Raw genomic sequence first — 25,774 nt, 5'->3', positions numbered from 1 at the left:
GGCCAAGGCAGGCGCGCTGTCAATCCGTCCGCTTCGCGATTGCGGCAACCAGCGCGCTGAGGGCGAACGCGGTGCCCGCGGCAAACCAGATCGCGGCGAGGTTGATCCAGCGGTAGGCGAGTGCGCCGGCAAGCGCGCCGGCGACCATAGCCGCCCATAGCAGCAAATTGGGCAGCCAAGCCCAGGGCGCACCGCCGGTCAGCGCGGCGGCGATCAGCTGGCCGGCCTTCACCAGCGCCCCGGTGACATAGGTGAGGCCAAGCCCGGCGCCGCCTTCAAGCTGGAACACGGCGTTCTCGAGCCCCATCGCCAGCACGATGGCGGCGACCGCCGTGTTCGGCAAGCCATACGCATAAGCCAACGCCGCCGCCACCAGCAGCAGCGCCTCGGCGAGCAGGATCAGCGGCTGGCGATACGCGAAGCGGCCGAGCACGACCAGGCTGCCGGCCGCGGCGCCGGCGACGAACAGCACGATCAGTTCCAGCGCATCCAGAGCGTGCTGCCAATGGCCCTCGGCCAGCGTCACGCCGAGCCGCGTCGAGTTGCCGCTCATGAAGGACACGAACAGCCCGCCGAGATGCAGATAGCCGATGCCGTCGACATAGCCGGCCAGCGCGCTGAGCGCGCAGGCCAGCGCCAGGTTACGGCGGGATTCAAGCATGATGTCGTTGCGCCCCCATCAGGGACACAAGCTAGCGGCCTCCGGCCATCCTGCCAACGATCACGCCCACGCGGGGCGTGATCGCGGCAGCAGTCTCACGCCGCGTCACGATGCGCGGCGATGATCTGGTCGGCGGCGCGGCCGGTCACTTCGGCCATGCGGTCGAACTGGCGGGTGAAGGTGCCGGCGCCGGCGGTGGCCGAGCGCAGCTCGACGATGAGGTCGCCGATCTCGGATTCCGGCATCGTGGCACGGACGCAGTCCCAACCGCTCCAGCCCTCGCGGGTGTCGAAGCCGAGGATCTGGCCGCGGCGCGCCGACAGGATCGCGTTGATCTTGGCGGTCGCGTCGGTCGGACAGACGATCTCGACCATATGGATCGGCTCCAGCAGCACCGGCTGGCACTGCGGCAATGCCTCGCTGACGCCGACCCGCGCCGCGGTGCGGAACGCAAGGTCGGACGAGTCGACGCTGTGATAGGAGCCGTCGGTCAGCGTCACGTCGACGTCGATCACGGGGAAGCCGAGCGGGCCGCGCGCGAGCGCGTCGACGACGCCCTCCTCCACCGCGCCGATATAGTTGCGCGGCACCGCGCCGCCGACCACTTTCTCGTGGAATTCGAAGCCGCTTCCGCGCGGCTTCGGCTTGATGTCGAGCACGACGTCGCCGAACTGGCCGTGGCCGCCGGACTGCTTCTTGTGCCGGCCGCGCTGGGTGACCGCCTTGCGGATGGTCTCCTGATAGCCGATCGCCGGCGGATGCGATTTGACGTTGACGCCGTAGCGGTCCTTCAGTCGCTCCTGCGCGACGCGCAGATGCATCTCGCCCTGTCCCCACAGCACGGTGTCGTGGGTGCGCGGATTCTGGATCATCGTCAGCGACGGATCCTCCTCGTTCAGCCGCAGCAGCGCCTGGCCGAGCTTGACGTCGTCCTTGCGGTCGGTCGCGGCGATCGAGATCGACAGCACCGCCGCGACGGGCTCGACCTTGACGAGCGAGGCCGGAGCCGTCTTGCCGCTCGAGACCGTATCGCCGGTCTTGATCGCATCGAGCTTGCCGAGCGCGACCGCATCGCCGGCTTCCGCCTGCGGCCGCTTGCTGTCATGCGTACCCGACACCGCGAGGATGCCGGAGACGCGCCCGCCTTCGCCGGACGAGGATTGCAGCGTCGCGCCGTCGTCGAGCCGGCCTGCGAGCACGCGCGCCAGCGACAGCTTGCCGCCGTGCTGCAGATGCACGGTCTTGAACACATAGGCCAGCGCGTCCTTCTGGTCCTTGATGCCGAGCCGGCTGGCGGTCTCAGTGACGCCGGGCGCCTCGTGGCGCAGCGCCTTCATCAGGCGGAGCACGCCGTTCTCGCGGCTCGCCGCACCAAGCAGCACCGGACAGATCAGCCCTTCGCGCAATTCGCGCGCGAGATCGTCGAACACCGCATCGCGCGGCGGCTGGATATCCTCCAGCAATTGCTCCATCAGCGCATCGTCGTGATCGGCGAGCTTTTCCAGCATCGAGAAGCGCGCTTCCTTCTCGCGATCGAGGTTGCCGCCTTCCAGCGCCATCACCTCCGACGGCTTGTGCTCGCGATAGACGAAGGCGCGCTCCAGCGCGAGATCGACGAAGCCTTCGATCAGATCGCCGTTCCAGATCGGGATCTGGCGTAGCACCAGCGGCACGCGCGACGCCGGCTGCAGCGTCGCAAGCGTCTCGCGGACGCGCTTGTTGGCACGGTCGATCTTGTTCAGGAACAGGAAACGGGGAATCCCGAGCTCCTCGAGCTCGCGCAGGATGATCTGCAGCTGCGGCAGCTTCTTCTCGTCAGCCTCGCAGACCACGACCGCGGCATCGACCGCCGGCAACGCGGCACGCATGTCGTGCGCGAATTCGATCGAGCCGGGGCAATCGATAAAGGTGTAGCTGTCCCCCATAAAGGTGGTGGTCGCGGCGGTCAGGCCTACGCCCATCTTGTGTTGACGTGCCTCGGGGCTGGCATCGCCGACGGAGGTTCCGGCATCGACGCTGCCGGCAGTCTTGATGGCGCCAGTACGCGCCAGGATCGCTTCCAGAAGTGTGGTTTTACCGCTTTGGAAAGGGCCCACCAGCGCGATGCACCGTGGACCTCGGGGACTTCTGACGTCTTGTCCCATTGCCGCCTCCTCGTGTTGGAGCTCGGCCCATGATTGGGTCGGCGACCGTTTATGGTCTGCCTGCGTTTGGCGTTTGGCAAGCGGGAAAACGTCGCTGCGGTGCGGCGTCGCGGAAGTTTGCGATAGCGGAGCTGCGCGCCACCATTCGCCGGACGATTGCGTCCGATGCGTCAGTTCCTAAACGGCGCAATCTCGCGTCAGCGCTGCGCGATGTCGAGCAGGCGCTGCACGGCCGGCGACACATCTTCCTCGCGCCACGCGATCGTGAGCGGAGCCGTCACCATCGGCGCGGCAAGCCGAACGTACGCCACGCCGCGACCGGTTTGCGCGCGCGCCGCGCCTTCAGGTACGAGCGACACGCCGACACTGGCGGCGATCAGGCCGATCGCGGTTTGCAGATGCAGAACTTCCTGTGCGAGCCGCGGCGTGAAGCCGGCGGCCTGGCAGGCGGCGACGATCAGGCCGGTGACCGACGGCTCCGGCTGCGCCGGATAGAGCACGAAGGCATCGTCGGACAGTTCGGCGAGCGCAATGTCGCCGCGCGCCGCGAGGGGATGCGCGCGCGGTAGCGCCGCGACATAGGGCTCATCGAGGATCAGGCGCTGGGCGAGCCCCGCTTCGGGCAACAGCGCCGGGCGCGCGAAGCCGACATCGATCCGGCGCCGCCGCAACGCCTCGGCAATCTCCGCCGCCAGCATCTCGTCGAGCGCGAGCTCGACATCGGGACAGGCATCGCGATAGGCGCCGACGATATCGGGCAGGCCGGCAAACATGGCGGAGCCAACGAATCCGATTGCGAGCTTGCCGGCCTGGCCGCGCCCAACGCGCCGCGTGTCGGCAACCGCACTCTCGAAACTTGCGAGCAGCGCGCGTGCACGCGCAAGAAACAGCTCGCCGGCCTCGGTGAGCCTGACAGGACGGCTATTCCGCTGCAGCAGCGTCACGCCGAGCTCATCCTCGAGCTGGCGGATCTGCTGGCTCAGCGGCGGTTGTGCGATGTGCAGCCGCTCGGCCGCACGGGTGAAATTCAATTCCTCGCCGAGCGCCACGAAATATCTGAGGTGTCGTAATTCCATGCCGGCGATATAGCACGACGGCCGGCGCCGGCAGCCATACGCAATAGCTCTGCTACCGTATCGAACGGGTATTGGACCGGACGCGCGAACGCGGACAGCCTGCGGCAAACCACAGGAGGTCGCCATGACGGCACTGGAAAAAGCTTTCGCGGACGCGGCCTCGGCCGGCATCACGCAGCAGAAGATCGAGATCGGCGGCCTGTCCGTCAACGTCGCGCGTTTCGGCAAGGGGCCGCCGCTGCTCCTGCTCCATGGCTGGCCGGAGTTCTGGCTGGTGTGGCGCCCGCTGATGCTGCGGCTAGGCGACAGTTTCGAGCTGATCGCGCCGGACCTGCGCGGCTGTGGCGACACCGGCAAGCCGGTGCCGGGACCTGACGCGTCCGCCACGGCGGAGCGCCACGCGCTGGACATGTTCGCGCTCATGGACGCGCTCGGTCACGACCGCTTCGGTGTGATCGGCGGCGACCTCGGCGCCTATGTCATGCAGGCGATGTCGCATCGTCAGCCGCGGCGGCTGACCGGCACGCTCTATCTCTGCACGCCCTATCCGGGCGTCGGCCAACGCTACGGCGAGCCCGGCCACCTGATCGAGGTCTGGTATCAATACTTCCAGCAGCTGCCATGGGCCGCGCAACTGGTCGAGAGCTCGCGCGAGTCATGCCGGCTCTACTTCCGCCATTTCCTCGACCATTGGTCGGGCGACAATCCCGCCGTATTCGGCGACCTGCTCGAAGCCTATGTCGATAACTTCATGAAGCCGGGCAACATCCAGGGTGGCTTCGACTGGTATCTCTCGTCCGCGCCCAATCGCCGGCTCTGGCTGGAAGGCAGACTGCCGGCACAGACGCGCATCGAAATCCCTTCGCGTTTTCTCTGGGGCCGGCGTGATCCGTTGATCTCGCCGGAATGGTCGGACCGGCTGGGGGACTACTGGAGCGAACCTTCGATCAGGTTCGTCGACACCGGGCATTATGTTCACGCCGAGGCGCCCGGGATCGTTGCCGAAGAAGCCCGCGGCTTCTTCGGCCGATTACGGACCGGTGCACGCGCGCTTTAGCGGCCGGGACGCAGCTCCAGACTCTCGAGGCCGGCGGCGATGTTGACGCCGACCTGGCCCTGCACGCTGAGCGGCTGCAGGGCGATCGTATTGTCGGAGCCGCCGACCAGCACATTGCCGCCGACGCCGACGCCGAGCGTCGCGCTGCCCTGCGCGCCGGCGTAATTGCCGGAGAGCGGCACCCGGCCCGAGCCGCTCCACCGGTGCGTAGACGCCCCAGGCCAGCGCCGATTCCTGGGTGATGCCGAGATCGATGCCGACCTTCTGGATGGTCGCGATGTAGCGATCCTCAGGCAGGCCGTTGGCGCGCAGCACGCAACCGAGATGGGTCACGGAGCCGACGATGAAGCCGACGCTCGCGCCACCGCGGCATTCCAGGACGCCGACCTGAACGCGCTGGCTCGGCTGTTGGGCGTTGGCGCCAACGATTGCGGTCAGCGTGGCGATGGCGGCACCGGCAAGGAGAGTGAAGCGACGCATGTTGGAGAGTCTCCGGCTGAGGGGCATGACGCGAGCAGAGAACAGAACGGCGCCGTGTCTGCGGCGCCTTTCGCATCCTATGCCACAACATCGATTGTGCAGCCAGAATTTGCGGTGCCCGGCCACCAATTGTTGCAGGATGTGGCGCTAATGCTTGCCCCGCGCGCCCTGCAGAAGCTGTCGCGCAACAGACAACAAACGACAGACGGCAAAAAAAGAGGCCCGCTTTCGCGGGCCTCCTTGATCGAACACCGACCGGCTTAGTGGTGGTGATGATGGCGGTGGTGACGATGATGCCGGCGCGGACCAGCGGTGCGGACCGGCTCGAGATCGATCCCGGCGATGCCGGCCGCAACGTTGAGGCCGGTCTGGCCCTGCACGCTGATCGGCTGCAGCGCATAGGCGTTGTTCGGGCCCCCGAACAGGAAGTTACCGCCGGCACCGAGGCCGACCGAAGCGTTGACGCCGACGCCGCCGTAGCTGCCGGCAAGCGCACCGCGCGGAAGCTGCGTTGTCGGCGCGCTCACGGCCCAGGCGAGCTGGGTCGTCGCGGTGACGCCGAGGTCGACGCCGATCCGCTTCACGGTCGCAACATAAGGCTCGGGACGGCGGCCGCCGCTCTGGAACACGCACTCGAGGCGGGCAACAGAGCCGACGACGAAGCCGACGTTCTCGCCGCCCTGGCATTGCAGAACCCCGGCCTGAACCTGCTCGGGTGCCGCGTTGGCGGTGGCGAACGGCGCCAGCAACGCAAGCGCTGCAAGGGTGAGAGTCGAAAGTCGCATTGATCTGTCTCCGCAAGGTGAACTGAATTTGTGCGGCGGACAGAATGCAAGGGTCGTGTCCAAAACAAGGCAGTTCGCAAAGAGGCCGTAAAAACTTCCAGCGTGTGGCATCGATGTTCGTGCACACACGCGTGAGATGAGCACGTTGTGATTTGACTCCGCGATTTGACCGACTACGCGACGTCGCTGCACAAACAGAAACGCTCCCGCACCAGGTGCGGGAGCGTTTCTTGGTTTCTCAGTTCAGAACCGATTACCGCAGATTACCGCAGAAGCGCTGGATGCGCTTGCAGGCATCCTCGAGATCCGAGGTCTTGGTGGCGTAGGAGATGCGGAACGCGGGTCCGAGACCGAACGCCGATCCCTGCACGACCGCGACGCCTTCGCTCTCGAGCAGCTCGGTGACGAACGCCTCGTCGTTGTCGATCACCTTGCCCGAGGGCGCCTTCTTGCCGATCGTGCCGGCGCAGGACGGATAGACATAGAACGCGCCTTCCGGCCGCGGGCACTCGATGCCGTTCGCCTGGTTCAGCATCGACACTACGAGGTCGCGACGCTCCTTGAACACCTTGTTGTTCGCGGCGATGAAGTCCTGCGGACCGTTGAGCGCCTCGACCGACGCCCACTGCGCGATCGACGACGGGTTCGAGGTCGACTGCGACTGGATCGTCGCCATCGCCTTGATCAGCTGCGCCGGGCCGCCGGCATAGCCGATGCGCCAGCCGGTCATGCAGTAGGCCTTCGACACGCCGTTCACGGTCAGCGTGCGATCGTACAGGCTCGGCTCGACCTGCGCCGCGGTGGTGAAGACGAAGTCGTCATAGACGAGGTGCTCGTACATGTCGTCGGTCATCACCCAGACATGCGGATGCCTGACCAGCACGTCGGTGATCGCCTTGAGCTCGCTCCGAGTATAGGCCGAGCCGGTCGGGTTCGACGGCGAGCAGAGGATCACCCACTTGGTCTTCGGCGTGATCGCCTTCTCGAGATCTTCCGGGCGCAGCTTGAAGCCGGTCGAGGCCGGGCAAACCACCGGCACCGACTCGCCGCCGGCGAGCGCGACCATCTCGGGATAGCTGACCCAATACGGCGCCGGGATGATCACCTCGTCGCCCGGATTGATGGTCGCCATCAGCGCATTGTAGAGCACCTGCTTGCCGCCGGTGCCGACGATGATCTGGTTCGGCTTGTAGCTCAGGCCGTTCTCGCGCGAGAACTTGTTGATGATGGCTTCCTTGAGCTCCGGAATGCCGCCGACATCGGTGTACTTGGTCTTGCCGGCCTCGATCGCGTGGATCGCAGCCAGCTTGATGTTGGCAGGCGTGTCGAAGTCAGGCTCGCCGGCGCCGAGGCCGATGACGTTGCGGCCCGCGGCTTTCAGCGCGCGTGCTTTGTCCGTGACCGCGATCGTCGCGGACGGCTTCACACGGTCGAGCGCAGCGGACAGGAAGGCCATTATCATCTCCTGGCAAACGTCGTGAGCCGTTCGGCCACGACTTGATTTGAATGGGATCGCGGCACCCTAGGCCTGTCGCCGCTGCATCGCAAGAAGCTTGGCGGTAAAGCACGAAAACTTTCCCGCATGGCTCGCAACATGCGCAATATTCCGCAAGTTCCGGCCCCGAATGACTCATATCCGGCAAGTCCGCTGATGGCAGCTCCAGCCTTGCCGGCAAGGCCTGCGGCCGCGTGCGGCGGCGCGGATTGCTCCGAGGACAATTGCCGTGCGGCGCTTGCCTGATGGTGCCGACGGCAGACGGCCCGTGCAGCCGCCGACGGGCACATCGCGCGATAGGGATGGCGCGTTAACGTTTGTGAATTGCCGCGCGCCGGCCAAGGTATCGACCACGGCATCGATGGCACCGACCGGCACCGTGCACAGCGTCGCGCAGCCGTGATCCGAGTTGTTCTGCCGTGTTGATGGAATCGTTCTGCACGCGTGCAGTGCGGTAGACGTTTCGACTTTTTCCACGTTGCAGGGCTTGCGACGCACCCCTGTCGGCATCATTGTTTAGCGGCATTGCGGTGTGACAGGCCGCGCAATCTCAAAGCGTACCGTCTCCTTGCAGCCCGACTTCCTGATCGAGTGAACCCCGACGCAATGTACAAGCTCTATTCGATGCAGCGCTCCGGCAACAGCTACAAGGTTCGGCTGGCGCTTGCGGTGCTGAACACGCCCTACGAGGCGATCGAAATCGACATCCTGCGCGGCGAGAGCCGCACCCCGGACTTCCTGGCCAAGAATCCGAGCGGCCAGGTGCCGTTGCTCGAGGTTGCCGAAGGCCGCCATCTCGCCGAGTCCAACGCCATCCTCTGGTACGTCGCGATCGGCACGCCGCTGGCGCCGGAGTCGCGGATCGAGCGCGCCGAGGCGCTGCAATGGATGTTCTTCGAACAGCACGCGCTGGAGCCGAATATCGGCGCCGCCTATTTCTGGCTGTCGCTGGTCAAGGGCGGGCGCGACCTGCAGACGCATGCACTGGAGGACTGGATGGAGCGCGGCTATGCGGCGCTGCAGGTGATGGAAAATCACCTCAAGGGGCACGCCTTTTTCGCGGCCGAACAGTTCACCGTCGCCGACATCGCCCTCTACGGCTACACCCACGTCGCCGACCGCTGCGACTTCGACCTGGCGACCTTCCCGTCGATCCGCGCCTGGCTGAAACGGGTTGAGCAGACCCCCGGATTTGTCTCGATGGATTGGCAGCCTGGTGCCGGGGCCGAGCCCCAGGCCCGCCTTGTGGCAGGCGTTTGAACGACCGGGTCTGAATTCCGGGAATAGCGGGGAAACTGCCCAAATAACGGGCAAGACCCCCGCCGAGGCCGCATTTTCGCCGTTTTCGACGGACCTCGCCGCCGCAATGTTGCCGGTGACGCTGGGCAGATTCGCTCGGATGTCGCGAGTGATTCGCTCGCGGCCTGAGGGATTTAGACCATGAAACGGTGGTCCGGCACGGCAGGCTTCCATGGCCGCCCTGCCCCAGTGGCATCATCCCGCCTGACCAACGCGATCGCCGCGTCGCTCGCGCTTGGCGCACTGACGCTGTGCCTCGTCGTCGCGGTGACGCTGCTGGCGAGCAACATCAGTATGGCGACATCGATCCCGGCGTAATCCAGCAATTTCCATTTGGCACCTGATCCGCGGCAAGGCGCGGGAGAGACAGCGGCGCGACATGATGAAGACCCCCGTCGGACTTGTGACCGTGACGCTGTCGGCGGCGATCCTGCTTGCGGCCTCGCTCCTGATCGTGACCGGCACGCAGGGCGAAGACCGCGCGCACCCGGCGCACGTCACGACGCCTGCCGCCAAACCGGCCCCGCACCGCTAGACTAGCGCAAGCGCGCTAGCTCCATTTGTGGAAGATGAAGAACGCGCCGGCGGCGATGAAGGCAAATCCGAGCGCGTGATTCCAGCCCAGCGGCTCCTTCAGATACAACACCGAGAAGCCGGCGAACACGACCAGCGTGATCACCTCCTGCATGGTCTTGAGCTGCGCCGCGCTATAGACCTCGCTGCCCCAGCGATTGGCCGGCACCGCCAGCCAGTATTCGAAGAAGGCGATGCCCCAGCTCACCATGATGACGATGGGGAGCGAATGATCCTTGTACTTGAGATGGCCGTACCAGGCGAAGGTCATGAAGACGTTCGAGGCAAACAGCATCAGGATCGGCAGCAGCGAAGGCGAAATGGCGGGCATCGATGTCCTCTTTCAAGCAAAGCACGCGGTAACCCGCAGGCCCGGAACCGGGTTCCATGCCGATCTGCATATCATTTGATTTGAAAGCAGCGAAAGCTGGTTCTGCTCGCGCAAGGCCGGCTTAACGGTCGGGGCGGAAATCCCGGCACCGTTGCGGAGCTGTCGTCAAACTACCGCTTTATCGTTTGTTTGACAGATAGCGAGAACGCGCATGCGGTTTGATTGGCGTGCAATTTCAGGTCCGGCCCTGACGGCGATCACGGCGCTTGCCGCGTTCCTGATCGACCGTCTCCTTTTCCCCGTCCCCAATCCGGCGCCGCTGTTCGTCTGCATCGTGGCGCTCGCCAGTTCAATCAGCGGCATCAGCTCCGGGCTGATCTCCGCGGCAATCGCGGTGGCCGCCTCGGCGCTGTTCTTCCTCGATCATCGCGCGCTGCCCGGCTACGACGCCGCCGACGTCGCGCGGATGCTGATGCTGGCCGCGACCGCGGCCGGCACCGCCCTGATCACCGGAATGCTGCGGCAGAAATGGATCGACGCCTTTGCCGCGGACCAGCAGCATCACGCCACCTCGGAGCGGCTCGCCGCCGCGCTCGACCAGGTCGACATCGGCATCGTGCTGCTCGACGCCGACACCCGCGCCGAATTCATCAACCGCGCTTTCCGCGAATATTTCGCGCTCTCAGACGCGCAGGCCGACAGCAAGCCGCCGTTCGTCGCACTGATGTATCATGGCCGCGACACCGGCGCCTACGAATTGCCGGAAGACGAGCTGAGCGCGTTCATCGCCGAGCGCATCGCGATGATGCGATCAGGCGATTCCACGCCGATCAACCTCAATCTCGCCGACGGCCAAGTGCTGCGCTTCAGCTGCACGGCGCTGCCCGACGGCGGTCGCATGCTGAGCTATACGCCGGTGACCGACCTTGTGCGGCACACCGACGATCCGGCGAAGGCCGACGAATATCGCGCGCAGCGCGCCGGGCGCGAACGCCATCTGGCGCGGCTGCTGCGCGCCGCCGAATGAGGCGCGACCACCTCCGCAATTGATCCCGCGAGATAGCGACGGTAGAACTTTCGCGAGCGATGCGCAGACATCGTGCAACGCGGGATCATCCAAGGTTCGCTCATGTCCGACGACGTCACCATCCGCTTCGTCACGCGCGACGATTACGCCCAGTGGCTCCCTCTATGGGACGGCTACAACGCCTTCTATGAACGGTCAGGACCGACCGCGCTCGCGCCCGAGATCACCGCGATGACGTGGCAGCGCTTCTTCGATGCCTACGAGCCGGTGCATGCGCTGGTCGCCGACGCCGGCGGCACGCTGCTCGGGCTGACGCATTATCTGTTTCACCGCTCGACCACGGCGATCGCGCCCACCTGCTATCTGCAGGATCTCTTCACCAGTGAGGCCGCGCGCGGCAAGGGCGTCGGCCGCGCCTTGATCAACGGCGTCTACGCGCAGGCGAAACTCGTCGGATCGCCGCGCGTCTACTGGCAGACGCACGAGACCAACCACACCGCGATGCAGCTTTATGACAAGGTCGCGGACAAGCCCGGCTTCGTCATCTATCGCAAGATCATCTGAGCGCGCCTGCGCGGCCTGTGGATGGAATGGAGATGTCACCGGCGCGTTACAAAGCCCGGCTAGGCTTCCGCTTGCGTAAGATCAGGCCCCCCGTCTCAGATCTTCGCCCCGAGCGGTCCCCGTCAGTCGCCGCGTCTGACCGGGACCGCTTTTTTTGTGACATTGCCGTCCGTGATAGGTGCCATGCGTGATCGGCGGTAGGGCGGCACCTTGCCGCCCCTCGGCGTGCTTGTCACAATGCACGGCATCCCTCGCCTATCCCACAGGATTGTCTCATGGAAATTCGTAATCTCGGCGGCTCCGGCCTGCGCGTGTCCGCGGTCGGCATCGGCTGCAACAATTTCGGCCAGCGCACCGATCTGGAAACCTCGCGCAAGGTGATTCACAAGGCGATCGATCTCGGCATCACCCTGTTCGATACCGCCGACATCTATGCGGGCATGGGCGGCTCGGAGACCGTGCTCGGCACCGTGCTGGGCGATCGCCGCAAGGACATCGTGCTCGCCACGAAATTCTCCAAGCCAATGGCGACCGACGGCACCAGGCAGGGCGCCTCGCGGCGCTACATCATGTCCGCGGTCGAAGCGAGCCTCACCCGCCTGAAGACCGACTACATCGATCTCTACCAGCAGCACGATTATGATCCGCTGACCCCGATCGACGAGACGCTGCGCGCACTCGACGATCTCGTGCGCCAGGGCAAGGTGCGCTACATCGGCAACTCGAACTTCCCGGCGTGGCGGATCACGGAGGCCGAATACGTCGCGCGCGAGCTAAACGTGAACCGCTTCGTGTCCTGCCAGGACGAATACAGCCTCGTGGTGCGCGGCATCGAGAAGGATCTCTTGCCTGCCGCACAGCAATACAATCTCGGCCTGCTGCCGTTCTTCCCACTCGCCAGCGGTCTTCTGACCGGAAAATACCAGCGCGGCGCTGCCGCGCCCGCCGACACCCGTTTCGCCAAGGCGCCGGCCTTAAAGGACCGCTACGTCACACCGCGCAACGAGGACATCGTCGAGAAGCTGCAGGCCTTTGCACAGGAGCGCGGCCACACCATGCTCGAGCTCGCCTTCTCCTGGCTCGCCGCCAGCCCGCAAGTCGCAAGCGTCATCGCCGGCGCGACGCGCGTCGAACAGGTCGAGCAGAACGTCAAGGCGATCAGCTGGAAGCTGAGTGCGGAGGAGATGGCGGAGATCGATCGGATTACGAAGGGGTAGTTACTTGCGTCGTCCCGGCGAAGGCCGGACCCATAACCACAAGTGTGCGGTTATGGCATGCGTGGCTCCAGCGTATTCCAACAATGCTCGCCTGTGGTTGATGGTGTGGACGGCCCCCTACGGCATCAGTGTGCCAGAATGAGGTTGTTGCAAATCTCAGACATGGGAGCCGTCCGTGAACCAGATTATCCGCATTGGGATGGATACGTCGAAGCATATTTTTGTGCTGCATGGGGTTGATGCGTCCGAGCAGCCGGTCTTACGCAAGAAGCTTTCGCGCAAACTCGTGCTGGAGTTCTTCGCCAAATTGCCGCCGACGGTGATCGGGATGGAGGCCTGCGGGGCGTCGCAATATTGGGCGCGCGAGCTTTCCAGGCTCGGTCACGAGGTGAAGCTGATGGCGCCGCAATTGGTGAAGCCCTACGTGATGCGGAACAAGAATGACGGGCGTGATGCAGAAGGCCTGTGTGAGGCGATGAGCCGGCCGAGCATGCGCTTTGTGCCGGTGAAGACGGCCGAGCAGCAGGCTGCGCTGATGCTGATGGGGGTCCGCGACGGACTGATCGCCCGGCGCACCCAATTGACCAACACGATCCGCGGCCATGCGGCGGAGTATGGCCTGATCGCGCCCAAGGGACTGGAGGCGATCGAACCACTGCTGGCGCGGATCGCGCAGGACGAGACGCTTCCCGCTCTGGCGCGCGAGCTGTTTGTCGTGCTGGGCCGGGAGTGCGTCAGGCTCGAGGGCGAGTTGGAGGTGGTTGAGGCCAGGCTGATGGCCTGGCACCGCGGCGATGCCACGGGCCGGCGCCTGGCTCAGATCCCCTCGGTCGGTCCGATCATTGCAACGATGCTGGTGATGAAGACACCTGATCCGGGCGCGTTCCGCTCCGGTCGTCACTTTGCGGCTTGGCTGGGATTGACACCCAAGGACCATTCCACCGCAGGCAAGACCAGGCTCGGCAAGATTACCCGGGCGAGCGATGAGGACCTGCGCCGTCTGCTGGTCGTCGGGGCCACGGCGGTGATCCAGCAGGCCAGGCGGGGGCGCGGTCATCACTCGCGCTGGCTGCTGGCGCTGATCAAGCGTAAGCCGCCGAAGCTTGCGGCCGTAGCGCTCGCCAACAAGGTGGCGCGCATCGTCTGGAAGCTGATGGTGACGGGTGAGAGTTATGACGCCGCACGGCTGAATGCCGCGACGACGGGTACCGCTTAACAGATTGGCCGGCTGGCGGGCTCGCTCGTCAGCCGACCCGGAGCTGCAAGAGCAGATGGAGCGATCGATCGAGCAACGATGCGAGACAATCCGTGGGACCCATCGGCCGTCAACAGGTCGCGTGGTTGTTTGGAACTCGCATCGCGCAAACCATCTTGGCCAGCGATCCATTCGATCGCACTCAACAGGCCGGACATATGGATGCAAGCGATCCGATCAATCCCAGAAAGCTCTTGTGCCACGGGGGCCGTCCACATATGGGTCCCGGCCTTCGCCGGGACGACACCGAGTATGTGATCGCCGCTAGGCCACCAGCCCCTTCATCGGCTTCACCGGGGCGCTGTCCGGGAACACCGCGTCGGCCAGCACGCGCTCGCCGAGGCCGAACTGGTCGTGCAGCACGCCCTTGATCACGGCGCGCAGGTCAGTGGTCGGGGCGAGGTCGCGGGCCTGGTAGAGGTTGGCGGGCTTCAGGCCCGGCCAGTCGGTGATCATGCGGCCGCCGTCCACCGCGCCGCCGGCGAGCAGCGCGATGGTGCCGGTGCCGTGGTCGGTGCCCTCGGTGCCGTTGATGCGCGCGGTGCGGCCGAACTCGGTGGCGACCATGATCACGGTGTCGCGCCAGCGCGCACCTAAGCCGCTCTGAAATTCCGCCAGCGCGCCGTCGAGACCGCCGAGCAGCTGCGCAAGCCGGCCGACCGGTCCGCCTTCATTGGCATGGGTGTCCCAGCCGTCGAAGGCCAGCGCACCGATCCGCGGGCCGTCATCCGCCGCCATCAATTTGGCGGCGCCGCGCGCCACCAGCCGCATCGCCGCGACGCCGCCACCGCCGGGCTGCGGCTTCATCTCGTCGCCCTGCGCCTGCTTCTCGAGCTGCAAGCCTTGCGTCAGCGCGCTCGCCAGCGTCGGATCGCCGTGCTGGTAGAGATCCAGCAGCCGCATTGCGGTGTCGTCGGCGGCCTGCGGCAGCGCAGTCGGCGCCCAGCCGACGGTCGGCGCTGCGCCGCGCAGCACCAGCGGCGTGGTTGGACCGACGGCGAGCGCGCTCGTCACCCGCTCACCCCTTGGCAAGGCTTCGAGCGCGCGGTTGAGCCAGCCCGACTGCACCCGGCCGGGCCCGGGGAAGCCGCTCTCCAGCACATCCTGGCCGTCGAAATGCGAGCGATCGCGATAGGAGGTCGCAACCGCATGAACCACCGCGGCCTGCTTGGCGCGATACATCCGCGCGAATTCCGGCATCGCCGGATGCAGGCCGAAGAAGGGATCGAGCATCACGGCCGCGTTCGGTCCGTCGGCTTTCAGCGCGATCGCGCCGTGCAGGCCGGCATAATCCGGGTCGCCGACCGGCGCCACGGTGGCAAGGCCATCGAGCGCGCCGCGCAGGATGATGGTGACGAAGCGCGGATCGCGGCCATCGGCCGCGCGCGCGAATTTCGGCAGATAGGCCCAGGCGGCAAAGGAGGCGCCGCCGAGCAGCAGCGCGCGCCGCGACGTCGCCTGCAGCATCAAGCTCTCGGAGCAATCCATGGTCATCTCCTCTGGAATTCCGGCGACATCAGCAGCAGCGCCAGCGCCTGCTGCCGCGATTCAGCGCGCTCGATGGTGCGCCGCGTCTCGACCGAAGCGGCATCCGCCGCAGTCAGCTCGAGCAGGTCGCGCGGGTCGAACCGGTCGGCCAGTTGCGAGGCAAGCTGCGCCGAGATGTCGAGCCTGAGCTTGATGCCCTCAGGCGCGGCCCATGCCGCAGCGGTATCCGGAAAGCCGTTCGGCCCGGCCGGCGACCACAGCGGTTGGCCGAGCACGTTGAGACCGTTGAGATAGCGGCCCGGATCCTCCGGATTGCGTGCCAGCAGCCGGCCGGAGGCGAGCAGGAATTCATAAGGCGAGCGCATCTTCGTCAGCGGCGCCTGCCACGCCTCGTTCGACTGAACGAGCGCGGTGGCCAGCGCCCTGAGATCGCCGTCGGTCCTGGTGAAGGTGTCCTGCAGCTTCGCCACCAGCGCCGGCGGCGGATCGTCGGCGGCGAAGTGACGGGCAAATTTGGTCGCGATGAATTTCGCGGTCGAGGGATGCCGCGCGATGTCTGATAGCACAGCCTCGCCCTGTGCGAGGCCGGCCTGCGCGTAGGTCTTGCCCAGCACCTGCTGCGGCCCGGGCTGGTGCGCATTGGCATTGAACACGAAGCTGCCGGGCGCACCTAGCTGGCCCCGGCGGCCGGCAAAGGTCCAGCCGGTGATGACCCGTGCCAGCGCCGTCACGTCGTCCTGGGTGTAGCCGCCGCCGACGCCGAGCGTATGCAGCTCCATGATCTCGCGCGCCAGATTCTCGTTCAGGCCGCGGCTGCGATTGATGCCGGCATGTGACTCCGGCCCGAGCGATTGCTGGTTGTCGAGGAAGAACAGCATCGCTGGATGCTGCTCGACAGTCTTCAGCATGTCGCCGAAGCGGCCGAGCACATGGGGGCGGATCGCCTCGCGTTCGAACGAGCCGGCCCACATCCGCGCCAGCGCGCCCTTGTTGGCGGAGATGCAGAAGTGGTTGGACCAGAACACCACGAGCCGCTCGACGAAACCACAATCGGCGACCACGCCGCGTTGCAACCGCGCCAGCGCCTCGGCGCGGAACGTCTTCTGGATGATGTTGAGCGGTTGCGCCGGCGGCTTGGGCGGACCGGCCACCGTCTGCATCGTCGGAGGCTGCATCGTCGCGGACGGCGTCATTGCCGCATTGGCGCTGTCTGCGGCCTGCGGCTGCATCGCCAGATCCTTGCCTGCGATCTCCTTGGCGGCGGTCGATAGCGACAGATTGCGCCGCTGCTGCGGCTTCGCGTCTGGCCCCTGCGGCGTCTCGCTCGCGCCTTGCTGCGCGGCTTTCGCGGCATTGCGCGCCTGCTGGATCTCGAACTGATAGTCGAACACCTGCTTGCCGAGCTCCGGCGTCGAGAGCAGGCCCGGCACTTCGAGCAGCGCGCCGTTCGGACGCGCCAGTTCCGCCAGCACGAAACCGCGCGGATCGGAGGCTGCGTTGATGAAGTCGCCGGCCGCCCCGCCGCGGGCGCCAAATCCAAACCGGTTGAGAGCAATCAGCGCGGCTTGCGAATCACGGGCCATCAGAATTCCCTTAACGGCCTATCCCGGCTATATCAGTTGCCCGGCATCATAGCGCGGTCCGGGATGAACCCGAGATTAATTCGCGCATTAAATCGCGGTTAGAATGGACCTCACGTCGCACGATCGTTCCGAACCAGCTGCTCCGCGCCGGCTTGCCTGCACGGCATGCGGCAGCGAATTCTCCTGCTCGCTCACGGGATCGTGCTGGTGTTCCGACGAAAGCTTTCGCCTGCCGATGCCGACCGACAGCAGCGACTGCCTCTGCCCCGCATGCTTGCGGAAGCTGGCGGAACAGCAGACAGCAGCGAGCACCACGTGAACGCACCCTGGACCGTCGACGCCGTCCTGCTCGACATGGACGGCACGCTGCTCGACACCGAGAAGGTCTATTTCGACAGCCTGGTCGCGGCGCTGAATGCATGCGGCTACACCGACGGCGTCGTCGCGCTGTGCCATTCCATGGTCGGGCTTCCCGGCCCGGTCTGCGAAGCGATGCTGCGCGATCATTACGGCGCGGCGTTTCCGCTCGCCGAGGTCAATCGCGCCTTCGTTGTGACCCGCGATCGCATGTTTGACGCCGGCCTGCCGCTGAAGCCCGGCACGATCGCGCTGCTCGACGGTCTTGCCGTCGCCGACCGCCGGACCGCGATCGTGACCTCGTCATCCCGCCGCACGGCCGAGCGCCATCTCACGCTCGCCGGGATCCGCGACCGCTTCGACACGCTGCTGACGCTCGACGACGTGACCCACGGCAAGCCGAACCCGGAACTCTATCTGAAGGCGGCCGCACGCCTCGACGTGACGCCGGCGGCCTGCATCGCCGTGGAAGACTCCAACCACGGCGTAACCGCCGCCCACGCCGCCGGCGCGATCACGCTGATGGTACCCGACATGACGCCGCCGACCGACGAGACGCGCGCGAAATGTGCGGCTGTGCTGCCCGACCTCAACGCGGTGCTGGCGCTGCTGCAGGAGCGCGGCGCGCTATAAGCCATCATTGCGAGGAGCGAAGCGACGAAGCAATCCATGCCTCCACATGTGGCGAGATCGATTGTTTCGCTTCGCTCGCAATGACGCAGACTAATCGACTACCCCCGTCTCCGCCCCGGCTTCGCCAGCGCCATCTCGATCAGCGTGCGCGCGGCCTCGCCGGCCGTCTCCATGTAGCTGGCGTCGCGATGCAGCAGCACGACGGCGAATGATCCATCCAGCAGCAGCAGGATCTGGCGCGCCAGCTTCAGCGGATCAGCGATACCCTGCTCCGCGAAGGTCGCACGCAGCCAGTCCTCGAACTTCTTCTTGTGCGCGGCGCCGATCCGGATCGCGGGATGCCCGGGCATGTTGGCGAGCTCGGCCGAGGTGCGCAGGAAGCCGCAGCCCTTCCATTTCGGATGCCGCGCCGAGCGTGCGAGGTTCTTGAAGATCGCCTCGACCTTCACCGGCAGCGCGCCATCGGCCTCCGCGAACCATTTTCGGAACAGCGCGAGATTGGGCTGGTCGCGCGCGGCGAGATAGGCGGCGACCAGGTCGTCCTTGCTCTTGAAGTGATAATACAGCGTGCGCTTGGTGAGGCCGGCCTTGGCGGCCACCTCGTCGACGCTGACGCGGCGGATGCCTTCACTGTAGAACAGCGAATTCGCCGCCTGGATAATGCGCTCGCGGGTGGGCTCGGAGGGTCTGGGCATCCGTCGTATGTATACGCACCAGTGAATATACACAAATTCGGGCAGCCTTTAGGTTCGGTCCCACGAATACCCATGCCGGAGACTGCGCCATGCCCGACCCCATCCTGCTCGCCATCGACGACGGGATCGCCCTGATCACCCTGAACCGCCCCGCGCAGCTCAACGCGCTCAATTACCAGCTGATCGATCAGTTGATGGCGGCGCTCGACCGCATCGAGGGCGACGCCGGCGTGCGCGCCGTGATCCTGACCGGCGCCGGCGAACGCGCCTTCTCGGCGGGCGCCGACATCAAGGAATTTTCGGAAAGCGTCAAGCAAGGCGCAGCGGTCGCAGTGCGCGACTTCGTCCGCCGCGGCCAGGCCATGACCGCACGGCTCGAAGCGTTCAAGAAGCCGGTCATCGCCGCGGTCAACGGGCTCGCCTTCGGCGGCGGCTGCGAGATCACCGAAGCCGTGCATCTCGCCATTGCCAGCGACCGCGCGCTGTTTGCAAAACCCGAGATCAGGCTCGGCATGCCCCCGACCTTCGGCGGCACCCAGCGGCTGCCGCGGCTGGCGGGACGCAAGCGCGCCCTCGAGCTGCTGCTGGCCGGCGATCCGTTCCCGCCCGAGCACGCGCGCGAGATCGGGCTGATCAACCGGATCGTGCCGCACGATCAATTGCTGGCAGCCGCGCGCGAGCTCGCCGGCCGCATCGTCAGGCATTCGCCCGGTGCCGTCGCCGGCACCATCACCGCGGTGACGCGCGGGCTCAACATGTCGACTGCCGAGGGCCTGCTGGTCGAGAGCGAGCAGTTCGCCGCGCTGGTGCCGAGCTGCGACCTCGCCGAGGGGCTCGCGGCGTGGAAGGAGCGGCGGCCGGCGAAGTATGTCGGGGCGTAGCCCTCGCTCGCTCCGCGTCGTCATTGCGAGGAGCGAAGCGACGAAGCAATCCATCCATCCGTTAGGCCGGAGAGATAGATTGCTTCGCTTCGCTCGCAATGACGGTGGATAGCCCTACCGCACGACCGCCGCGGTCTGCCCGAACAGCAGCTTACGCTCTTCCTCGGTGCGGATCGCGGGCTGGCCGAAATTCGGATTGACCTCCTTGGCCTTGGCATAGGCGCGCTCGGTCGCCGGGCGCTTGCCGATCGTCTCCAGCCAGCGCTTCAGATGCGGGAAGTCGTCGATCTCCTGGCCCTGGTTCTTATAGGGCACGACCCAGGGATAGCTCGCCATGTCGGCGATCGAATAGTCGCCGGCGATGAATTCGCGGTCGGCGAGCCGCTTGTTGAGCACACCGTAGAGCCGGTTGGTCTCGTTGACATAGCGGTCGATCGCGTAAGGCAGCTTCTCGACAGCATAGTTGCGGAAGTGATGGTTCTGCCCGGCCATCGGCCCGAGCCCGCCCATCTGCCAGAAGGTCCACTGGATCGCGTCATAGCGGCCGTAGAGATCTTCGGCCAGGAATTTTCCGGTCTTCTCGGCGAGATAGAGCAGGATCGCGCCGGATTCGAACAGAGAGATCGGCTTGCCGCCGCCCTTCGGCGCGTGATCGACGATCGCCGGGATGCGGTTGTTCGGCGCGACCTGCAGGAAATCCGGCTTGAACTGATCGCCCTTGCCGATGTTCACCGGGAAAACCTTGTATTCCAATCCGGTCTCTTCGAGGAACATCGTGATCTTGTGGCCGTTCGGCGTGGACCAGTAGTGGAGATCGATCATGGGCGTGATCCTGCATTTCCGGGGATTGCTGGCGCATCACGAGAAAGATGCGAATGCATGAAGTTGCGCGCATAACCGCACCCAAGTCAATGGCGCGCGCATTGCACCGCGCGCGAATGTGATCTGCAAACGACGCAAGCGCGCGATTGAGCTGCGCCCCGATAGCACCTAGGCTCCGCGCGGTTCGCATTGAAGAATTTTCAAAACTTGGGGGATAATGATGACACGGGATTTGGCACGACGTGATTTCCTGAAAGGCTCGGCGGCGATCGCCGGCGCCGCCGCCGCGGGCGCATTCTCCTGCGTCGAGATCGCGAGCGCCGCACCGATCGAGGTGCCGACCGTCGACAAGCTGTCGATCCGCGTGCTGGTCGATTCCAGCTTCGACATCTTCTTCAAGCCAAAACAGGCTAACGGCGTCTCGATCGCGCCGGCGGCGCGCGGCGCCGACTTCCGCAAATCGCTGCACAATGAATGGGGCCTGTCGCTGTGGCTGGAATCGGAAGCCGCCGGCAAGCAGCGCACCTTGATGCTGGATTACGGCTACACGCCCGAGGTGCTGATCAACAACATGGAACTCGTCGGCGTCGATCCTGCCAAGCTCGATGCGTTGATCGTGAGCCATGGGCACTACGACCATTTCGGCGGCCTCAACGGCTTCCTCGACAAATTCCGCGACAGACTGCCGGCCGACGTGAAGCTCTATGCCGGCGGCGAGGACAATTTCTGCCACCGCGTCAGCGCGACGCCGACCAAGGGCCAGTTCACTGATTTCGGCACGCTGGACCGCCGCCAGCTCGCGGCGCAACGCGTCACCACGGTGCTGTGCGAGACCCCGACCGTGATCGCAGGCCACGCCTTCACGACCGGCAAGATCACCCGCCGCAGCATCGAGCGCGTGCTGCCGCAGACCTGGGTCGAGTTCGGCATGAAGGACGGGCTCGGCTGCAACGCCAGCCACTATCTGCCGGCCGAGCTGGACGGCAAGATCGTGCCCGACGAGCACATCCACGAGCACGCCACCTGCTTCAACGTGCGGGACTTCGGCCTGGTCGTGATCTCGTCCTGCGGCCATGTCGGCATCGTCAATTCGGTGAAGCAGGCGCAGGAGGTCTCCGGCATCCAGAAGGTGCACGCAATCGTCGGCGGCTTCCATCTCGGGCCGGCGCCGAAGGACTACCTCACCGAGGTCGTCGCCGAGATCAAGAAGCTCGACCCCGACGTGCTGATCCCGATGCATTGCTCCGGGCTCAACTTCGTGCAGGAGGCGACCGCGCAGATGGGCGACAAGGTGCTGGTCACGACAACCGGCAGCCGCCTCTCCTTCGGCATATGATCGCGCCGCTCCTGCGCGTCATTGCGTGCGCTGGCGCGGGCCTGGCTTGCGCCGGCGCCGGCCTGTGGCTGACGCTGGCGGCCGCGCTGGCCGGCGATGCGCCACCACAATCGGCGCGCTCGGCCGCCGAGATCATGGACATCCTGATGTGGAACAGGGAGCCGGTCGGCGGTCCGTTCGCGCTCACCGATCAGGCCGGCCATGCGCGCACCGACAAGGAGTTCCGCGGCAGTCTGATGCTGGTTTATTTCGGCTTCACTTACTGCCCCGACGTCTGTCCGACCGATCTGCAGGCGATCGCGCTCGCGCTCGACAAGCTCGGCCCTGACGGCGACCAGGTGCAACCGATCTTCATCACGGTCGATCCCGAGCGCGACACCGCTGCCCATCTCGCGGAGTACGTGCCGCTGTTTCACCCGCGGCTGATCGGGCTGACCGGCAGCGATGATGCGATCCGCAAGGTGGCGGATGCCTACAAGGTCTACTATACCCGGGTGCCGCTCAAGGACGGCGACTACACCGTCGATCACACCGCCTACATTTATCTGATGGACCGCGACGGCAACTATCTCGGTTTCTTTCCGCCGGGCACGTCGGCCGACCGCATGGTCGAGATCATCCGGCCGCGGCTCGCCGAGCCAGCGCGTTAGTTGCGCGGCGATGAGTTCGGCGTTGCATCAATGCATCCGCCCATGCGCCCGCAAAAACGTCTCGCCGGTTTCCGTCACCATCACCCGCATGCCCTCGACCGAGGGGCGGCGCGCGACGTAGCCGCGGTCCACAGCATCCTCCCAGATCGTCAGCCGCGGGCATGAGGTGCGCCAGACCTCGAGCACCTCGGCATAGGGCCGCGGCTCACGCGCGATCCATTCCACGAGATCGAGCACCAGGGCGTCGGTGGTCTCAGTCATTTGGTCCTCGCCGGGGTCAGCAGGGATTCAAAATCGTCTGGGGTATTTCTGCGCTGCTTGGCCTCTGTCGGCAAACTGAGTTATCTTGCCCTTGCATCAGTTTTCCTGAGGGTTCATGCGGCGGCTGCTCTTTCTCAACGGCATCAAGGCATTCGAGGCCGCGGCGCGGACCGGCAGCTTCGCCGCGGCAGGCAGCGAGCTCAACGTCTCGGCCGCAGCGATCAGCCGGATGGTGCATCTCTTGGAAGAGCGGCTCGGCGTCGCGCTGTTCGAGCGCAAGGCCAATCGCCTGGTCACCACACAGGCCGGCCGCGCCTATCAGGGTGGCCTGACGCCGATCTTCGACGCGCTGGCGAGCCTCACCGCGCAGGTCACGGCGTCCGCGAGCGCGCGCGTGCTGACGATCGGCGTCGGCCCGACATTTGCGATGAAATGGATGATCCCGCACCTCGCCGAATTCCGCAAAGTGGAGCCCGACATCGAGGTGCGGATCACGACCGGCGGCATGGCGGTGCCGTTTGCCGAGGATTGGAGCTGCGGCATCCAGCTCGGCGACGGCCAGTGGCCCGGCCTGGTCGCCGAGCCGCTGTTCGCCGCCGACCTGATGCCGGTGTGCACGGCGCGGCTCGCCAACACCCTCAAGCGTCCCGCCGACCTGAAAGGGCCGAGCCTGATACGCGTCGCACATTCGCCCGACGACTGGCCATCCTGGCTGAAGGCCGCGGGCGTGCCGCGCCTGACGGCGCGCGGGCCGGAATTCCAGTTCTACGGCCAGGCGCTGCAGGCAGCGAGCGACGGGCTCGGGATCGCGATGGGCATCCGGCCCTATATCGATGACGATCTCGCCGCCGGCCGGCTGGTGGCACCGTTTGCACTCAGCGTGCCGAAGGGGATGCGCTGGTATCTCGTCTATCGCGGCTTCCACGCCGAGCAGCGCGATTTTGCCGCATTCCGGCGCTGGATCATCCGCGCCGCCGCGGAACCCGCCGCGCGCCGCAAGGGAGCGCGCAATGCCTGACGAGACCATCGACACGCTGGTGATCGGCGGCGGCCAGGCCGGGCTCACCATGAGCCACCGGCTGAAGCAGCGCGGCATCGCCCATCTGGTGCTGGAGCGGCGGCGGATCGCCGAGCGCTGGCGCAGCGAACGCTGGGACGGCCTGATGTTCCAGTTTCCGAACTGGTCGGTGCGGCTGCCGGAGTTTGCCTTTCCGCACAGCGATCCCGACGGCTTCTCGGACACCGCCTCCATCATCGCCTTCATCGAGGACTACGCCGCCTTCGTCGCGCCGCCGATCCGCTGCGGCGTCGAGGTCACCAAGCTGCGCCGCAACGCCGATGGCTTCCTCGCCGAATTTGCCGGCGGCCGCATCGCCGCTCGCAACGTCGTCATCTCCACCGGCCCCTATCAGCGGCCGCTGCGGCCCGACGTGCTGGGCGATCATCCCGGCCTGTTTCAGGTCCACGCCAGCGATTACAAAAATCCCACACAATTGCCTGACGGTGCGGTGCTGGTGATCGGTGCCGGCGCCTCGGGCGCGCAGATCAGCGACGAGCTGGTGCGCGCCGGCCGCAATGTCTTCCTCTCGGTCGGGCGTCACAACCGCCTGCCGCGCCGCTATCGCGGCCGCGACCTGATCTGGTGGCTGGCCGAGATGGGCGTCGACGAGACGCCGGTCGAGCAGCGCGGCCCGTCACGCCTGCTGCCGGTGATTACGGGCGCCCATGGCGGCCGCACCATCGATTTCCGCCGCTTCGCCGCTGACGGCGTGACGCTGCTCGGCCGCGTGACGACGGCGCGCGACGGCGTCCTCGAGATCGCGCCCGATCTTGCCACCAGCATCGCCAATGGCGACGCCTACTACGCGACATTTCTCGGGATCGTCGACGACTTCGTCGCGGCACGCGGCCTCGATCATCCCGACGATCCCTTGGCGCGCGCTCCGCCTGCCCGATCCGACGTGCCTTACCGCACCGCTGCGCACGATCGACCTGGGCACTGAGCGGGTCAGCAGCGTGATCTGGGCCACCGGCTATGGGCTCGATCTGAACTGGATCGACATACCGGTGCTGGACGCCGATGGAGCACCACGACACCGCCAAGGCGTCTCCGACGTGCCGGGCCTGTATTTTCTCGGCCTGCAATGGCTGTCGAAGATGAAATCCTCGTTCCTGTCGGGCGTCGGCGACGACGCGGCCGTGCTCGCCGATCACATCGCGGCTCGCAGCTAGCGCTTGATGAGATTGGGTTGAATCGGCTTGCCGCGATTTCAGGCCACCTCTCCCCGTCGGGGAGAGGTCGGATTGCGAAGCAATCCGGGTGAGGGCGCTTGCTCTCTCGATAAACCGTAACCCCTCACCCGATTTGCTGCGCAAATCGACCTCTCCCAAGGGAGAGGTGAACATTCGATGCCGCTCGTGCTTGACCTAATCTCATCATGCGTTAGGGCGTTGATGCGGTTCGCCTGAAGAAACCGTGTCAAAACAAAAAGCTGGAACTCCTTGGCCCGTCGGAAATAAACCGCGCGACTTGTGATCTGGTTCACATTGGGTGCCGCGCGCCCATGCTTCCTATGAGAAGGGGCATCCCGAGGTCGCCATGATTTACAGCGGTTTTGAGATCAAGTCGTTCGAAATGGGGAAGGGGCAATGGCACGCCAGGATTCAACGGGTCGATCAAAGGCCGGTCGTCATCGATGGCATGCCGTTTCCGATGCTCGACATCGGCTTTGCGTGGTCCGATCCGGATGCGGCGATCGACGACGCGAAGCGGACTATCGACCGGTTCCCACAACGATATGGCATGACAATGCCGTCGGCGTGACCGGCAACGTCGTGGTCGCGATCGCCCCGCAATGCGAGCCGGATCCGGTCTGGCCGGCGCAGGTCAGAACCAGCTGCCCGGAATGCGCCGCCCGGCTCTCGCTGCTGCGCGTGATTCCCGGCCGCGCCGCCGAATACTGGACCATGCGCTGCGACGGCTGCGGCGGGATCCATCTCGACATCGTCGACCTGCCGCGCGCCTGACGGCCGCGAATGCGCCGCCTGCTGACACCCTGCTGTCAGCAGCCTCGCTTGTGCCCCAATCCAGCGGTCGATTGCCC

At 65.9% G+C, this 25,774-nt stretch carries 28 protein-coding genes and 1 pseudogene; 17 read left to right on the top strand and 12 right to left on the bottom strand.

Going from position 1 to position 25,774, the window contains the following annotated elements:
- Nucleotides 1-19: 19 nt before the first annotated feature.
- From ACVWW1_RS36890 to ACVWW1_RS36880, 3 genes are all read right to left on the bottom strand, one after another.
- Complete coding sequence (locus ACVWW1_RS36890) at nt 20-661, bottom strand: YoaK family protein (RefSeq protein WP_456659263.1); 642 nt, start codon at nt 659-661, stop codon at nt 20-22.
- A 95-nt stretch (nt 662-756) separates the two neighbouring features.
- On the bottom strand, nt 757-2,805 hold the full coding sequence (locus ACVWW1_RS36885) for an elongation factor G (RefSeq protein WP_456659262.1): 2,049 nt from the start codon (nt 2,803-2,805) through the stop codon (nt 757-759).
- Between the two features lie 197 nt (nt 2,806-3,002).
- Nucleotides 3,003-3,881, bottom strand: a complete 879-nt coding sequence (locus tag ACVWW1_RS36880; protein WP_456659261.1) for a LysR substrate-binding domain-containing protein — start codon at nt 3,879-3,881, stop codon at nt 3,003-3,005.
- A 124-nt stretch (nt 3,882-4,005) separates the two neighbouring features.
- On the opposite strand from ACVWW1_RS36880, the gene ACVWW1_RS36875 reads away from it, so the two are divergent.
- A complete protein-coding gene (locus tag ACVWW1_RS36875) occupies nt 4,006-4,938 on the top strand; it encodes an alpha/beta fold hydrolase (protein ID WP_456659260.1) in 933 nt (310 codons plus the stop codon).
- Here the strand turns inward: ACVWW1_RS36875 and ACVWW1_RS36870 are convergent.
- The 3 genes and pseudogenes from ACVWW1_RS36870 to ACVWW1_RS36860 form a co-directional block, all read right to left on the bottom strand.
- Nucleotides 4,935-5,418: pseudogene (locus tag ACVWW1_RS36870) on the bottom strand (DUF992 domain-containing protein). The gene ACVWW1_RS36875 and the pseudogene ACVWW1_RS36870 overlap by 4 nt on opposite strands.
- A 260-nt stretch (nt 5,419-5,678) precedes the next feature.
- The gene (locus tag ACVWW1_RS36865; RefSeq protein ID WP_176533482.1) at nt 5,679-6,203 is read right to left on the bottom strand and encodes a DUF992 domain-containing protein; all 525 of its coding nucleotides are present in this window, start codon (nt 6,201-6,203) and stop codon (nt 5,679-5,681) included.
- Nucleotides 6,204-6,456: 253 nt separating this feature from the next.
- Nucleotides 6,457-7,659, bottom strand: coding sequence for a pyridoxal phosphate-dependent aminotransferase (locus tag ACVWW1_RS36860; RefSeq protein ID WP_207835164.1), 1,203 nt, complete (start codon nt 7,657-7,659; stop codon nt 6,457-6,459).
- Nucleotides 7,660-8,304: 645 nt separating this feature from the next.
- Here ACVWW1_RS36860 and ACVWW1_RS36855 point away from each other — a divergent pair.
- From ACVWW1_RS36855 to ACVWW1_RS36845, 3 genes are all read left to right on the top strand, one after another.
- Nucleotides 8,305-8,958 carry a glutathione S-transferase family protein gene (locus tag ACVWW1_RS36855; protein WP_207835163.1) on the top strand — a complete coding sequence of 218 codons (654 nt, stop codon included), beginning with the start codon at nt 8,305-8,307 and terminating at the stop codon, nt 8,956-8,958.
- Nucleotides 8,959-9,138: 180 nt separating this feature from the next.
- Complete coding sequence (locus tag ACVWW1_RS36850) at nt 9,139-9,315, top strand: hypothetical protein (RefSeq protein ID WP_173640895.1); 177 nt, start codon at nt 9,139-9,141, stop codon at nt 9,313-9,315.
- 61 nt (nt 9,316-9,376) lie between these two features.
- Nucleotides 9,377-9,532 carry a hypothetical protein gene (locus ACVWW1_RS36845; RefSeq protein WP_176533486.1) on the top strand — a complete coding sequence of 52 codons (156 nt, stop codon included), beginning with the start codon at nt 9,377-9,379 and terminating at the stop codon, nt 9,530-9,532.
- A 15-nt stretch (nt 9,533-9,547) separates the two neighbouring features.
- Here ACVWW1_RS36845 and ACVWW1_RS36840 read toward each other — a convergent pair whose 3' ends face one another.
- Nucleotides 9,548-9,901, bottom strand: a complete 354-nt coding sequence (locus ACVWW1_RS36840) for a DMT family protein (RefSeq protein ID WP_207835159.1) — start codon at nt 9,899-9,901, stop codon at nt 9,548-9,550.
- 211 nt (nt 9,902-10,112) lie between these two features.
- On the opposite strand from ACVWW1_RS36840, the gene ACVWW1_RS36835 reads away from it, so the two are divergent.
- The 4 genes from ACVWW1_RS36835 to ACVWW1_RS36820 all read left to right on the top strand — a co-directional run bounded on the left by ACVWW1_RS36835 (nt 10,113) and on the right by ACVWW1_RS36820 (nt 13,925).
- Nucleotides 10,113-10,928 (top strand): PAS domain-containing protein, encoded by an 816-nt coding sequence (locus tag ACVWW1_RS36835; RefSeq protein ID WP_456659259.1) that lies wholly within the window; start codon nt 10,113-10,115, stop codon nt 10,926-10,928.
- 102 nt (nt 10,929-11,030) lie between these two features.
- Nucleotides 11,031-11,492, top strand: coding sequence for a GNAT family N-acetyltransferase (locus ACVWW1_RS36830; RefSeq protein ID WP_176533488.1), 462 nt, complete (start codon nt 11,031-11,033; stop codon nt 11,490-11,492).
- Nucleotides 11,493-11,767: 275 nt separating this feature from the next.
- Entirely contained in the window at nt 11,768-12,709 is a 942-nt protein-coding gene (locus ACVWW1_RS36825; protein ID WP_456659258.1) for an aldo/keto reductase, read from the top strand.
- A 175-nt stretch (nt 12,710-12,884) separates the two neighbouring features.
- Entirely contained in the window at nt 12,885-13,925 is a 1,041-nt protein-coding gene (locus ACVWW1_RS36820; RefSeq protein WP_456659257.1) for an IS110 family RNA-guided transposase, read from the top strand.
- A 303-nt stretch (nt 13,926-14,228) separates the two neighbouring features.
- Here ACVWW1_RS36820 and ACVWW1_RS36815 read toward each other — a convergent pair whose 3' ends face one another.
- Together ACVWW1_RS36815 and ACVWW1_RS36810 are read right to left on the bottom strand one after the other, a co-directional pair.
- A complete protein-coding gene (locus tag ACVWW1_RS36815) occupies nt 14,229-15,458 on the bottom strand; it encodes a DUF1501 domain-containing protein (protein ID WP_456659256.1) in 1,230 nt (409 codons plus the stop codon).
- Nucleotides 15,455-17,035 carry a DUF1800 family protein gene (locus ACVWW1_RS36810; protein ID WP_456659255.1) on the bottom strand — a complete coding sequence of 527 codons (1,581 nt, stop codon included), beginning with the start codon at nt 17,033-17,035 and terminating at the stop codon, nt 15,455-15,457. The genes ACVWW1_RS36815 and ACVWW1_RS36810 overlap by 4 nt, the downstream gene beginning before the upstream one ends.
- A 315-nt stretch (nt 17,036-17,350) precedes the next feature.
- On the opposite strand from ACVWW1_RS36810, the gene ACVWW1_RS36805 reads away from it, so the two are divergent.
- A complete protein-coding gene (locus ACVWW1_RS36805; RefSeq protein ID WP_456659254.1) occupies nt 17,351-18,025 on the top strand; it encodes an HAD family hydrolase in 675 nt (224 codons plus the stop codon).
- 98 nt (nt 18,026-18,123) lie between these two features.
- Here the strand turns inward: ACVWW1_RS36805 and ACVWW1_RS36800 are convergent, their stop codons facing one another.
- Nucleotides 18,124-18,720, bottom strand: a complete 597-nt coding sequence (locus ACVWW1_RS36800; RefSeq protein WP_456659253.1) for a TetR/AcrR family transcriptional regulator — start codon at nt 18,718-18,720, stop codon at nt 18,124-18,126.
- Nucleotides 18,721-18,809: 89 nt separating this feature from the next.
- On the opposite strand from ACVWW1_RS36800, the gene ACVWW1_RS36795 reads away from it, so the two are divergent.
- The gene (locus ACVWW1_RS36795; RefSeq protein WP_456659252.1) at nt 18,810-19,601 is read left to right on the top strand and encodes a crotonase/enoyl-CoA hydratase family protein; all 792 of its coding nucleotides are present in this window, start codon (nt 18,810-18,812) and stop codon (nt 19,599-19,601) included.
- Between the two features lie 114 nt (nt 19,602-19,715).
- On the opposite strand, the gene ACVWW1_RS36790 is transcribed toward ACVWW1_RS36795, so the two are convergent.
- Complete coding sequence (locus ACVWW1_RS36790) at nt 19,716-20,423, bottom strand: glutathione S-transferase N-terminal domain-containing protein (protein WP_207835148.1); 708 nt, start codon at nt 20,421-20,423, stop codon at nt 19,716-19,718.
- Nucleotides 20,424-20,643: 220 nt separating this feature from the next.
- On the opposite strand from ACVWW1_RS36790, the gene ACVWW1_RS36785 reads away from it, so the two are divergent.
- Entirely contained in the window at nt 20,644-21,759 is a 1,116-nt protein-coding gene (locus ACVWW1_RS36785) for an MBL fold metallo-hydrolase (RefSeq protein WP_456659251.1), read from the top strand.
- Nucleotides 21,756-22,409: an SCO family protein gene (locus tag ACVWW1_RS36780; RefSeq protein ID WP_456659250.1), complete on the top strand. Its 654-nt coding sequence runs from the start codon at nt 21,756-21,758 to the stop codon at nt 22,407-22,409. The genes ACVWW1_RS36785 and ACVWW1_RS36780 overlap by 4 nt, the downstream gene beginning before the upstream one ends.
- 27 nt (nt 22,410-22,436) lie before the next feature.
- Here ACVWW1_RS36780 and ACVWW1_RS36775 read toward each other — a convergent pair whose 3' ends face one another.
- Entirely contained in the window at nt 22,437-22,670 is a 234-nt protein-coding gene (locus tag ACVWW1_RS36775) for a hypothetical protein (protein WP_456659249.1), read from the bottom strand.
- Between the two features lie 115 nt (nt 22,671-22,785).
- On the opposite strand from ACVWW1_RS36775, the gene ACVWW1_RS36770 reads away from it, so the two are divergent.
- The 5 genes from ACVWW1_RS36770 to ACVWW1_RS36750 all read left to right on the top strand — a co-directional run bounded on the left by ACVWW1_RS36770 (nt 22,786) and on the right by ACVWW1_RS36750 (nt 25,697).
- A complete protein-coding gene (locus tag ACVWW1_RS36770) occupies nt 22,786-23,688 on the top strand; it encodes a LysR substrate-binding domain-containing protein (protein WP_456659248.1) in 903 nt (300 codons plus the stop codon).
- Nucleotides 23,681-24,673, top strand: a complete 993-nt coding sequence (locus tag ACVWW1_RS36765) for an NAD(P)-binding domain-containing protein (RefSeq protein WP_456659247.1) — start codon at nt 23,681-23,683, stop codon at nt 24,671-24,673. Before ACVWW1_RS36770 ends, ACVWW1_RS36765 begins: the two co-directional genes overlap by 8 nt.
- 13 nt (nt 24,674-24,686) lie before the next feature.
- Nucleotides 24,687-24,902, top strand: a complete 216-nt coding sequence (locus ACVWW1_RS36760) for a hypothetical protein (protein ID WP_456659246.1) — start codon at nt 24,687-24,689, stop codon at nt 24,900-24,902.
- Nucleotides 24,903-25,221: 319 nt separating this feature from the next.
- Complete coding sequence (locus ACVWW1_RS36755; RefSeq protein ID WP_456659245.1) at nt 25,222-25,494, top strand: hypothetical protein; 273 nt, start codon at nt 25,222-25,224, stop codon at nt 25,492-25,494.
- A complete protein-coding gene (locus tag ACVWW1_RS36750; RefSeq protein WP_456659244.1) occupies nt 25,491-25,697 on the top strand; it encodes a hypothetical protein in 207 nt (68 codons plus the stop codon). The genes ACVWW1_RS36755 and ACVWW1_RS36750 overlap by 4 nt, the downstream gene beginning before the upstream one ends.
- Nucleotides 25,698-25,774 lie beyond the last annotated feature (77 nt).

This window comes from Bradyrhizobium sp. JR3.5, assembly GCF_054057015.1.
Note: the sequence above shows the minus strand (reverse complement) of the source record. Positions and strands in the feature narration are given on the sequence as shown.

Excerpts from the sequence above, each read along its gene's own strand:
- ACVWW1_RS36835 (WP_456659259.1), top strand. The coding sequence starts at position 10,113 with ATGCGGTTTGATTGGCGTGCAATTTCAGGTCCGGCCCTGACGGCGATC.
- ACVWW1_RS36865 (WP_176533482.1), bottom strand. The coding sequence starts at position 6,203 with ATGCGACTTTCGACTCTCACCCTTGCAGCGCTTGCGTTGCTGGCGCCG.
- ACVWW1_RS36795 (WP_456659252.1), top strand. The coding sequence starts at position 18,810 with ATGCCCGACCCCATCCTGCTCGCCATCGACGACGGGATCGCCCTGATC.
- ACVWW1_RS36880 (WP_456659261.1), bottom strand. The coding sequence starts at position 3,881 with ATGGAATTACGACACCTCAGATATTTCGTGGCGCTCGGCGAGGAATTG.
- ACVWW1_RS36855 (WP_207835163.1), top strand. The coding sequence starts at position 8,305 with ATGTACAAGCTCTATTCGATGCAGCGCTCCGGCAACAGCTACAAGGTT.
- ACVWW1_RS36885 (WP_456659262.1), bottom strand. The coding sequence starts at position 2,805 with ATGGGACAAGACGTCAGAAGTCCCCGAGGTCCACGGTGCATCGCGCTG.
- ACVWW1_RS36810 (WP_456659255.1), bottom strand. The coding sequence starts at position 17,035 with ATGGCCCGTGATTCGCAAGCCGCGCTGATTGCTCTCAACCGGTTTGGA.
- ACVWW1_RS36770 (WP_456659248.1), top strand. The coding sequence starts at position 22,786 with ATGCGGCGGCTGCTCTTTCTCAACGGCATCAAGGCATTCGAGGCCGCG.
- ACVWW1_RS36860 (WP_207835164.1), bottom strand. The coding sequence starts at position 7,659 with ATGGCCTTCCTGTCCGCTGCGCTCGACCGTGTGAAGCCGTCCGCGACG.
- ACVWW1_RS36850 (WP_173640895.1), top strand. The coding sequence starts at position 9,139 with ATGAAACGGTGGTCCGGCACGGCAGGCTTCCATGGCCGCCCTGCCCCA.
- ACVWW1_RS36785 (WP_456659251.1), top strand. The coding sequence starts at position 20,644 with ATGACACGGGATTTGGCACGACGTGATTTCCTGAAAGGCTCGGCGGCG.
- ACVWW1_RS36890 (WP_456659263.1), bottom strand. The coding sequence starts at position 661 with ATGCTTGAATCCCGCCGTAACCTGGCGCTGGCCTGCGCGCTCAGCGCG.
- ACVWW1_RS36825 (WP_456659258.1), top strand. The coding sequence starts at position 11,768 with ATGGAAATTCGTAATCTCGGCGGCTCCGGCCTGCGCGTGTCCGCGGTC.
- ACVWW1_RS36765 (WP_456659247.1), top strand. The coding sequence starts at position 23,681 with ATGCCTGACGAGACCATCGACACGCTGGTGATCGGCGGCGGCCAGGCC.
- ACVWW1_RS36845 (WP_176533486.1), top strand. The coding sequence starts at position 9,377 with ATGATGAAGACCCCCGTCGGACTTGTGACCGTGACGCTGTCGGCGGCG.
- ACVWW1_RS36780 (WP_456659250.1), top strand. The coding sequence starts at position 21,756 with ATGATCGCGCCGCTCCTGCGCGTCATTGCGTGCGCTGGCGCGGGCCTG.
- ACVWW1_RS36790 (WP_207835148.1), bottom strand. The coding sequence starts at position 20,423 with ATGATCGATCTCCACTACTGGTCCACGCCGAACGGCCACAAGATCACG.
- ACVWW1_RS36815 (WP_456659256.1), bottom strand. The coding sequence starts at position 15,458 with ATGACCATGGATTGCTCCGAGAGCTTGATGCTGCAGGCGACGTCGCGG.
- ACVWW1_RS36875 (WP_456659260.1), top strand. The coding sequence starts at position 4,006 with ATGACGGCACTGGAAAAAGCTTTCGCGGACGCGGCCTCGGCCGGCATC.
- ACVWW1_RS36775 (WP_456659249.1), bottom strand. The coding sequence starts at position 22,670 with ATGACTGAGACCACCGACGCCCTGGTGCTCGATCTCGTGGAATGGATC.
- ACVWW1_RS36840 (WP_207835159.1), bottom strand. The coding sequence starts at position 9,901 with ATGCCCGCCATTTCGCCTTCGCTGCTGCCGATCCTGATGCTGTTTGCC.
- ACVWW1_RS36830 (WP_176533488.1), top strand. The coding sequence starts at position 11,031 with ATGTCCGACGACGTCACCATCCGCTTCGTCACGCGCGACGATTACGCC.
- ACVWW1_RS36800 (WP_456659253.1), bottom strand. The coding sequence starts at position 18,720 with ATGCCCAGACCCTCCGAGCCCACCCGCGAGCGCATTATCCAGGCGGCG.